Here is a 10,149-nt window from a genome sequence, read left to right as displayed (position 1 = left end):
TTCCCCGACGGACCACAACGGTATTTCGACACCATCTACAACGACGACTACTGCCGCAAGCACGGCCTGCTCGACCACCTGCCCCCCGCCGAGCCGGCCCTCATCGAGGACCCCACCCGACAGGTGGTGCAGTCTTGGACCCGATGCACCAGTGTCGTCGACCCGACCGCACTGACGCCCCAGCCCGCAGCCAAAGCACAAGGCGTCCTGAAGGTTTCGGGCGGGCACAACGAAGAGGAGTTCCCTGGAAAAGGCGGGCGGCCATGACGTGGGCGTGGAGTCGATTGATTAGGCAAAGCACTCCATCGGTTGCATTTGGCCGTGCCAGCGCAGCGACAGATGGTGCACAGCATGGGGATGCCCCGGTGACGCGGGTTGTGGAGCTACACCGCGCGGACAGCGCTCGCGGGCAGTTACCGAACGAGTGCAGCGAATACGTGATGTGGGACGCCGCCTATGTGCTGGATTCGCTGTCGGAAGATGACCGCCGCGAATTCGAAGCCCATCTGGGCGGCTGCACGGTGTGCCGGAAGGCTGTTGTTGAACTCAGCGATATGCCAGCACTTCTGGCAGTCCTTAACCGTGGCGAGGTGGCGGCGATCGTCGGAGGCTCGCGTTCCGCGGAGAGTCGCACCGGCACGGGCCGGACCTGATGACGTGAATGCTCGGCCAGGCACATGCGTGCGCTCCTGCGTCGAACGGCAGGCGGCGCGGGCGTGTCCGGTGAGCCAAGTCCACGGCTGGGCGTATAAGGGTCCAACGGCAAGGTTTCAGGGCCCAAGGCCACTACAGCCAGTCGCCGAGTGGTCGTACGTTTGATTTGGGGGCGTTGATTGCACCTTTCGTGGAATTGCGGTCAATGGAAAGAGTTATAAAAATGTTCGTTACATCACCCAAGGTCCCGCGTTACTTGCGTAGCGGGCAGGAAATGCGTTGCCATGATGACGGCGCTATGCGTTTCCTGCTCGCCGATCGCAGTATGGTCACTGAATTCCAAGCCGCGGCAACCGTTTTGACAGTTACGACCGCGAGCCGACCAGCTCGGGGCAACACCAATCACATCGATGCCGCAGAAGCACAGGTTAGTGGCAACGGCGCAGTGTGGCTGTCGCATCGTAGGCCGCATGCCACTGCTGGCTGGCAACAGAGTTTGGAGCAGTGATGGATACCGTACTTGGTGTTTCCATGGCACCCTCGAAGGTTCAGATGGTGCTGGTAGAAGGCGAAAACGCTGACGGTGTCACGGTCGACCAAGACAACTTCGAGATCGAATCAACCGACGACGCGGCACCCTCCGCGGGCGTCGACCAGGTTATCTCGGCCATCCTCGGTACCAGAGAAGGCGCCGCCGAGAGTGGCTACCAGTTGCTCACGACCGGGGTCAGCTATAGGGACCAATTCGACGCAGCGGCGCTGCGCGATGCGCTGGCCAGTCGCAAGATCGAGAACGTCATGTTGGTATCGGCGTTTCTGGCTGCGGCCGCTTTGGCGCAGACGGTCGGCAATGCAACCGGCTACACCCAAACCGCGCTGCTCTTCGTCGAGCCCGATACCGCGACGTTGGCTGTGGTCGATACCGCCGACGGTTCCATAGCCGATGTGCACCGACGACCGCTGCCCGACGATGATGACGAGGCCATGGCCGAGCTGGTTCAGCTGGTTTCGGACGCTGAGGCGCTGGACGAACATCCGGATGGTGTGTTCCTGGTCGGTTCTGGGGTGGATGTCCCGCTGATCAAACCGGTACTGCAGACCGCGACCTCACTTCCGTTGTACGCACCCGAGGAGCCGGAAACGGCGCTCGCCCGCGGCGCGGCGCTGGCGTCGGCGAACGCACCGTTGTTCGCGTCGTCCACTGCAGCGATGGCTTATGCCCAGGATCCTGATTCCGGTATGTTGGACCCGAATGCGATTGCGCCTCCGCCGATTTCCGTCGCGGACACCCTGGGGCCGGTTGACGAGGGCGTCGCCTACAATGCGGGCGCCGACGACGAAGCCGACACACATACGGCCGTCCGGGGCCAGCAAAACTCGATCACCGGCCCGGTGGCCGACACCGGTGCTGATGCCGATGAGCAAGGGCGCAAGTTGTTTTGGCTGCCTGGGAGCGCTTTCATAGCGGTCTTCGTGGTCGGGGTCGTCGCGCTGGTGATGGCGCTGGCGATCAGCGTCCGGCCGATGAACAATCAGCACCCCAGCCCCGGCCAGAACATGGTTACCCCAACGAAGCAGGCCCCGCCAGTGCCGGCAGCTCCGGCCCCTGCGGCCCCGGCTCCGGCTGTTCCAGCCCCAGCGGCTCCGGCTCCTGAGGTTCCGGTCCCCGCTGCTCCTGCTCCCGCTCCCGTGCCGGTAGCGCCTGCTCCAGAGGTCCAGGTGCCGGCGGCTCCGGTTCCCGCTCCGGCCCCGGTGGCTCCGGTTCCCGCTCCGGTGCCGGTGGCTCCGGTGCCGGTAGCGCCGGTTCCTGCTCCGGTGCCGGTGGCTCCCGCAGCTCCGCCCCCCTTACCCGTACCGCCCATCATCGTCCCGCTGCCACCGATCTTTGGTCCTCCTGGGCATGGAGGTGGGGGACGCGGCGGTGGGGATCGCGGTGGCGAAGGTCACGGCGGTGAAGGCCGTGGGGGAGGCGGATTGATCCCGGGAATTCCGGGTCTGCCGGGATTCACGCATTGATTTGTGACCAGCTAGGAGAAGGTGGGTAAGCTCTCTATCTTTGAGAAGGCCACGCCCGCAGCTGAATCCGGCGTGCGGGCGGGCCCGGGAGTCGATGCTAGGCCATTGCGCGGCATTGTTCAGCGCAGGCTCGACAGGCTTTCGCGCAGGCGCGGCAATGCTCTGTATCGAATTTCTCGCACTCGGCCGCGCACGCGTCGCAGATTTCCGCGCACAGTTGGCACAGCTTGGCTGCCCAACTGGAGCCGCGGGCGAGCAGGCTGGTGCAGGTCTGGCAGATGGCGGCGCAATCGAGGCACAGTCGGGCGCAGTCCGCCATGGCGGCTTCGCCGACACAACACGTGTACGCACATGCCTCACACGCCTGGCTGCAGTCGCTGCACGCGTCGATACAGGCGCGGTTTGATTGGTCAACGAGGTTGTTAGCCATCAGGATCGTTTCCTCTCGGATCGGTATTCTCTGTTTCTCTCCCCCCTGGCAGTAGGTGCCGGGGAAGCTTCGGTTGCTCACCAGTCTCATCGTCCGTGGAGGTATCACGGCGTCGACTGGCACTCGTGGGAAGCCGGTTCAGACCAGGCTGCCGATAACCGACCCCGCACACTGCAACCAGTCGGACGTGTCCTTGCAGCGTCGGGAGGAATGCCAGGCCACTGAAGTTCCAAGCGTTGTGTGCTTCCGTCGCCACCGCCATCGCCACATCCTTGCTCGCGGGCTATCGAATCGACAGCCGATTCCCGCCGTAGATATGGCTCTCGGACTCCATCGCCGGCGGTCGATCTTCAACGTAAGGGCTGCCCTTAGGGCAGGGTCAAGCGCTGCATCAGCTAGTCCCGCAAGTCCGTCATCGCCGGCGCCGCCGAGACGAGCGGTTCGATCACGGAGCGAGAGGGCTCAATTTGGGGCGGCAGCCTTCTTGATGATCTGACCCACCACCCTGTCCTCCGATTGGTGGTTGCACTCGTGTGCGGTGGCGAGTGCATCCGCCAGCCAGCGACGTCGGCGGTGCAATTCCATGATCGCGTGGTCCACCTTGGCGATATGTGCATCAAGGATGGCCGCTACACGCCCGCAGGGGGCACAGTAGCCGCGGCGCATATCCAAAATTTCCCTGATTTCGTCGAGCGAGAAGTTCAGTAATTTCGCGTGGCGGATAAAACGGAGTAGTTCTACGTCGTCTTCGGTGAAGAGCCGGTAGCCGGCCTCAGTGCGCGGCACTGGTGGCACCAAACCTTTGGCCTCCCATAGCCGAATCGCCTTGATGCTTACTCCGGCTGCCTGTGCGGCGGCGCTCACTGTCATAACCATTTAAGGTTTCCATTCTTGTCTGCGATTCCCCGCCATAGTCGCTGGTGACGGGTATGCGGTTGCTGCGCGCCGCTGTGCGTTCGGCGAGAATTCCCCCAGAGGTCGAGGAGTTCCGGCGAGGCGGGATCAGCTCGCCGATTGCGGGCCGTCCTTCAATCGCACTGCCACGGCGTAGTTCAGTACCCTCGCGGGCTTTTGCGGCTAAGTGGGGGAGGCCCGACGATCCTCTGTGGTGACTTGTCGCGAAGTTGTTCCCCGGCCGTGGACCGCATCTCATCCGCCGAGGCGAGAACCTCTCTGTACCAGTGCATTCTGATTGAGCGCAGTTCGCCTGCGGGTGGCTCGCGATCGGTACCTGCCGGCGAAAGAGCGCATTATTGACACGGGTGATGCCCGAACTCTTGGGGGCCTCGGCAGCACCGCGGACACGCACTGTTCGCGGGTGATGCCGGGGCGCGGTCACGCTGATCGCGCTCGTGCATTGCACTTTCGCAAGAGTTTGCATGTGCGCCTAGCTGTCGTTCCGAGATATGAAATGCCCCACCCGGGTATCCTATCCCATGCCGCGGCGGTGCTACTGAAAGGCGAAGACCCATGTGATCGCTACTGTAGCCGCAGGCAAGTCGGCTGCGCCCGCATTGGCACCGAAACCCGTTGCCCTTCAGAGTGAAACCACGTTGTCCCGCCCCACTGGGTGCGTGGCGGCCGCATGCCTTCGCGGCGAGGCGACAGCACTGTCGACGATGGTATTGGACGACGTCGGCCGACGCTGGTTGGCCGTGAGACTCGGCACAGACACTTGCCGACCGCGGCCGCCTCCGCCCCGGCACCTGGCAAGCCTGGCGCAACGCCAACGACGCTAACTGACCGCACAGGAGCGTCCAGGCACTACGCACACCATCAGGTCGGAGAATGACCTCCGTCGCACAACACAATTCCTGCATGGAGCCTGAGATGCTCCAGTTCAGGACTTAGTGCCCTAGTTGAGTCGTGGAGATCGCGCAAGGCTGAAGACGTTGCTCTGTCAGCAATTTGCTCATCGAATCGACTGGAGGGGTGATCACGGTGGGAACGTTGAAGGACGAATTGACCGCGAAGGTCGTGGATTACGAGCATTGGGCCAAGCGGCGTCGGTTCGGCCGCTTCGGGTACACCGACCGCAGACTCTGGGTGCTGGCCTGCATGGATGAGCGCCTGCCAATCAACGAAGCACTGGGCATCCAGGTTGATTCACCCATAGGCCACGGAGACGCGCACTGTTTCCGCAACGCCGGCGGGATCGTCAGTGACGACGCGATTCGATCAGCGATGCTGTCGACGAACTTTTTCGGCACCACTGAGATCGTCATCGTCCAGCACACCCAGTGTGGGATGTTGTCAGCCAACGCCGAAGACGTCGAGGCCTACTTCAAAGACAAGGGCATCGACACCGGCCATCCCGTATTGGACCCGACCCTGCCCGAGCTCAGGCTTGACGAGGGGGCTTTCGCCAAGTGGCTCGGGATGATGGACGACGTTGACGAGACGCTGTTGAAGACGATCGAAGTGTTTGACAACCATCCGCTGATTCCCGACCACGTGACCGTCAGCGGTTGGGTATGGGGGGTGGAGACCCGCCGCTTGCGGCCTCCGACGCGTGATCCCGCGCGGCGCGCGCGCACCGACGCGACGGCGTCCGACTACGGCGTCAACCAGCCACAGCCTGCGCGGTGGCAGTTGGGCGACAGCGAAACCGACGTCGTCACGGCAGCCGACCCGGTCTGCGGAATGGAGCTGCTGATCGACCGCGCCGCGGGGCACCGCGACGTCGACGGGCAGACGCTGTACTTCTGCTCCCAGCTGTGCCTCGACAGCTACGACGCCGAACCCGACCGGTATCTGCCGTCCAGCACGTGAAGGTCGGCTCCGATTTCTCCGGAGCACCGTCGAGGTCGCGCTCATAGCGTCCGTTCACGCACCGCCTTGGCGACGTCCATTCGCCCGATCACGCGAAACGCCGGGATGGCCGTCAACAGTGCGGCCGTCAAGACGGCCGCGGCGACGAGGAGCGGAGTTGTGGTGTGCATCATCAGGTGCCATCGATAGCCCTGCGTCACGTAATTGGACATGAACCATTCAGCGAGCCACGTCCCGGCGATCAGGCCGGCCGGCACACCGATCGCGACGAGCGTCATATTCTCGACCGCCACCAGTCGGCCCAGCAGAGGGGCACCCATTCCGGCGGCCTGCAACGTGCTCAGCTCGCCGGTGCGCTCACTGACGTTGGCCGACATCGCGTTATAGAGCAGCGCCATGGCCATCACACCCGCTGACAACAAGGTCAGCGCAACCAGCACGTTGTACAGGGCGAACGCCGTGCGGATGGTGGCTGAGATCGACTCGGTGGGCACGTAGGCGGCCACGCCATGCAACGCCATCACATCCTGGCGCTTCACGTTCTGGTTGACGCCGGGAGCCAGCTTGAGCAAAACGCCCGACGGCGCAAGAGCGGGCACTTGGGTGGACGAGACATATACGACCGGGTTCATCGGCTCGTCGACGAAGCCGGCGACGGGTAGGTCAAGACGAATTTGGTTCTGGGCGTTCGTTATTGAGATCCGGTCACCGACGGCGACGCCGAGAATCGCCCGCAGGCCCTCTCCCAGCAACACGCCGTCGGGCGGAAGACTGCGGCCCGACGGGCCCGATGTGAAGCGGTGCATCTGGGTTGCCGACGCCAAGCCGATCAGCAGGGTGTCGGAACGGTTGTCGCGGTGTTGCACCGTGACATCCAGCCGGGTGAACGGTTCTGCGGCAGCGACTTGCGGGTCGGCTCGTAGAGCACTCGCGACGGCGTCGGCCCTGCCTGCGGCGGTAATGACTTGCGCGTCTTGAAGTTCGACCTCTCCGTACTGTCGGTCGATGACGCCGTTGACGGTGTCGCGTAATCCGGCGAACACCATTACGAGGCATACCGAACTGATGACCCCGGCGACGGTAAGGATGGTGCGGCGACGGTTGCGGGTGATGCCGCGCAATGTCATTCGCCAGCGAGTAGGCATACGCCCCAGCGGCGGCAGCAGTCGTTCCGCGACGCTCACGCCGCCGCGCACGCGTGGCGGCAAAATCCTCATCGCTTCCGCCGGGCTCATCCGCGATGCGGCGCGCGCCGGGGCCCAGGCGGCAAGCGCGGATGCTGCAGCGCCGGCCACGGTTCCGACGATCAGACTGCTCGGGTACACCGACGTCGCCCGCAGCGGCAGTCCCATCGTCTGGGTGTATTGGGCGGTATACCAGCCACCGAGAAGGTAGCCGCCGATCATCCCGGCCATGGCCCCTGCCAGGCCGACGGCCACACCGTACGTCAGGTAGTGGCCGAGTATCTTTCGGCCGGACACTCCGTTGGCCGACAGTGTGCCGATCACGGCTCGTTGAGCGGCGACTAGTCGAGACAAGAGCACATGCGTCCCAACCACCGCTGCCACGAGGAACACCCACGGCATAAATCTTGCGAACTTGCGTACCGATTCCATGCCGTCGCGCAAGGAACTGTAGGACGGCAGCTCGTCGCGCGACGTCACGATGACTCCATGCGAGCGACCCAGTTCCGTTGCCGCGCTGACCAAAGCGGCTGCTTGGTTGCGATCGTGTGCATACACCTGCAGCTGGTCCGCCGGCTGGGCCGCGAATTCAACCATGTCTGGTGCCGGCACGAACACCACGCCGAAGTACTCCGGCGTGGTCACGGTCTCCGCCCGGGAGCGGGCCGGCCACAAATATTCTGTCGACACGACGGAGCCGGAAACGGACACGGGATGCCAGCCGGACGGCCCGAGGAGTTCGACGGTGCTCGCCGGGTGCAGACCGTAATGCGCGGCGAGGTGCTCTTCCACTAGAACCGAGCCGCGGGGCGGCAGAACACCGGATCGCAGTGCCAACTTCGATACCGGGGGTTGGGTCTCAACGGGCACGCCGACCGCGCGGCCGAACAGGGTGCGCCCGTTGATGCGGATACTCACGTCGGCCTGTTGTCGAAGGCCAACCTCCGGATGGCCGGGAAGTTTTAGGGCACTCTCGTACAACCCCGACACACCGGTTCCGGTGATGACCACATCTGGCAGCAGTTGCGTCGCGTATACCCGGGCGAACGACTGCTTCAAGTTGGCATAGGCGTCTGTGGCCCCGACGAAGACCGCCACACCGATGCCCATCACCAATGCCGCGGCAAGGAACTGTGAACGTTGCCGCCCCAGGTCCCGACGCACCTTGCGGAGCAAGATACGGTTCACCAGTCGAGTTCCTGCGCCGGCAGTGGGGCACCAACCCGCTCCTGACGGGCGACCCTTCCCGAGCGCAACCACACCACGCGATCGGCGATCTGGGCGATCGCGGAATTGTGCGTCACCAAAAGGACGGTGTTACCGCCTTCCCGGGCCAACTCGTGCAGCACCGCCAGCACCTGCCGCCCCGTGGCCAGGTCGAGGCTGCCGGTCGGTTCGTCACACAGCAACAGCGGCGGCCCTTTGACGATGGCGCGGGCGATCGCTACTCGTTGCTGCTGACCACCGGACATTTGCCCGGGAAACCGGTCGGCGAGGTCGGCCAGGCCGACTTTCGCAAGCGCCTCACGACTGCGCCGAGCACAATGTCCGCCGGCGAGTTCGGCAATGATCTCCACGTTCTCCTGCGCCGTCAGAGTCCCCACCAGGTTGGATATCGTTGCCTGACAACAAGATCCGTCCATCAGTGGGCGCTTCGATGCCGCCGATCAGATTGAGTAGCGTGGTCTTGCCCGAACCGGACGGACCCAGGATCACGACGAACTCGCCGCACTGAAACTCGAGGTCGATGTCCTTGAGCGCCTCCACCGCTGCGGGTCCGGAGCCATAGGTTCGGCTCACCGCCTCAAGCCTTAACACGGGAGGCGCAGAGGCTACCGCTGCCTCAGCCGATGCGGTGTCGTCCGACGACGGGGAATGTCCGCTCATAACGCATGCCCGGAACATTCGCTTGACGAGTGCGTCGCCCCTTGGCGTTGGCCCTCGTGGACATGCCTCCCGGCAGTCCAGAGACCGGCACGCGACCACCTGACGTCGGGCGTCGTGCAGGCAACAAACTGGTCCGACACGCACACGGGATCGGAAACGTCGGATGCGCCACCTCGCGTCAATGAATCCTTCAGTTTTTCGCCGTACATATCCAGCGATCCGTGAGTCAGCATTTCTTGATGTGTAGCGTCGACCGAATACACGGTGATATTGCCGGCAACGTACGGCCGCCACCTTCGCTGAAGAGACGCGCCCCGATCGCTTGCCTCCCGCGCAGCGGAAATAATGAGCACATCACCGTCGAAGACCGCGGGTTCGTGAGTTCGATACAACGACATACCACTCGTGACGTTTTGGACGAACATATCCAGCAGCTGTCTATAGCGAGGGTATTCTGCCGGGCCCTGTTCTCGGGCAAACTCGTCGATCTGCTCGTAGGTAAGCGGTTCGTTCACCTCCGGAAGCCCTATGTCGTAGAGCCGCAAGGCTTCTAGCTGCTTCCGCCAGTCGTCTAAACTGTGGTTTTGGAGGCTGTCGATAGTGGGATCGGCGTCGAGAAGGATGAGGTATGCGACGACATATCCGCGCCGCCGCAGCTCGATCGCCACTTCGTGGGCGATGACGCCTCCAAACGACCAGCCGAGAAGATTGTAGGGACCGGTCGGATAAACCGCTTGCAGCCTGTTGGCATAGTTTCTCGCCATATCGCGAAGTGACCGGGGTGCGGCTTCCTCGGGCTGCAATATTTGCTGTATCCCGATGATCGGACAGTCCAAATAGCTGCCAAGAGCGTGATATGGCCAACTTATCCCGCCCCCTGGATGAATGCAGAACAGCGGAACGCCGGAACCCTTCTTCAGGGTCTGGACCGGAACGACTTCTTGCACAGAGGTGAAATCTGTACGCCGGTGTAGGTGGTTGGCGAGGTCGGTGACGGTGGGGGTGTCGAAGAGGGTGCGGATGGGGATTTCGGTGTTGAGGGCGAGTTGGAGGCGGGTGGTGGCGCGGGTGGCCAGCAGTGAGTCTCCGCCGAGGGTGAAGAAGTTGTCGTCGAGGCCGACGCGGTCGAGGCCCAGGACCTCGGCGAAGGTGTCGGCGATGATGTGTTCGGTGGGGGTGTGTGGTGGCCGGGATCTGGTGGGGGGG

7 protein-coding genes and 2 pseudogenes are annotated in these 10,149 nt (G+C 63.5%); 4 read left to right on the top strand and 5 right to left on the bottom strand.

Features of this window, described 5'->3' with window-relative positions:
• From AO501_RS38920 to AO501_RS07425, 3 genes and pseudogenes are all read left to right on the top strand, one after another.
• A pseudogene (locus tag AO501_RS38920) lies at positions 1-267 on the top strand (hypothetical protein); the annotation flags it as partial.
• Between the two features lie 98 nt (positions 268-365).
• Positions 366-653 (top strand): anti-sigma factor family protein, encoded by a 288-nt coding sequence (locus AO501_RS40640; RefSeq protein WP_371934623.1) that lies wholly within the window; start codon positions 366-368, stop codon positions 651-653.
• Between the two features lie 508 nt (positions 654-1,161).
• Positions 1,162-2,670, top strand: coding sequence for a DUF7159 family protein (locus AO501_RS07425; protein WP_055577116.1), 1,509 nt, complete (start codon positions 1,162-1,164; stop codon positions 2,668-2,670).
• A gap of 97 nt (positions 2,671-2,767) precedes the next feature.
• Here AO501_RS07425 and AO501_RS35115 read toward each other — a convergent pair whose 3' ends face one another.
• Together AO501_RS35115 and AO501_RS07420 are read right to left on the bottom strand one after the other, a co-directional pair.
• Positions 2,768-3,181, bottom strand: a complete 414-nt coding sequence (locus AO501_RS35115) for a four-helix bundle copper-binding protein (RefSeq protein WP_231752376.1) — start codon at positions 3,179-3,181, stop codon at positions 2,768-2,770.
• A gap of 381 nt (positions 3,182-3,562) precedes the next feature.
• On the bottom strand, positions 3,563-3,970 hold the full coding sequence (locus AO501_RS07420; RefSeq protein ID WP_263861982.1) for a MerR family transcriptional regulator: 408 nt from the start codon (positions 3,968-3,970) through the stop codon (positions 3,563-3,565).
• A 1,071-nt stretch (positions 3,971-5,041) separates the two neighbouring features.
• Between AO501_RS07420 and AO501_RS07415 the strand changes: the two genes are divergently transcribed.
• On the top strand, positions 5,042-5,872 hold the full coding sequence (locus AO501_RS07415) for a YHS domain-containing protein (RefSeq protein WP_055577118.1): 831 nt from the start codon (positions 5,042-5,044) through the stop codon (positions 5,870-5,872).
• Between the two features lie 41 nt (positions 5,873-5,913).
• Here the strand turns inward: AO501_RS07415 and AO501_RS07410 are convergent, their stop codons facing one another.
• The 3 genes and pseudogenes from AO501_RS07410 to AO501_RS07400 form a co-directional block, all read right to left on the bottom strand.
• On the bottom strand, positions 5,914-8,244 hold the full coding sequence (locus tag AO501_RS07410) for an ABC transporter permease (RefSeq protein ID WP_055577114.1): 2,331 nt from the start codon (positions 8,242-8,244) through the stop codon (positions 5,914-5,916).
• Positions 8,241-8,943 (bottom strand): annotated as a pseudogene (locus AO501_RS07405) (ABC transporter ATP-binding protein). Before AO501_RS07405 ends, AO501_RS07410 begins: the two are co-directional and overlap by 4 nt.
• On the bottom strand, positions 8,940-10,149 hold a 1,210-nt coding region (locus tag AO501_RS07400), incomplete at its 5' end, for a thioesterase domain-containing protein (RefSeq protein WP_156452375.1). The gene AO501_RS07400 and the pseudogene AO501_RS07405, both read right to left, overlap by 4 nt.

The organism is Mycobacterium gordonae (assembly GCF_001417955.2).
GTDB lineage: Bacteria > Actinomycetota > Actinomycetes > Mycobacteriales > Mycobacteriaceae > Mycobacterium > Mycobacterium gordonae_B.
This window is presented reverse-complemented; position numbering and strand designations above follow the sequence as displayed.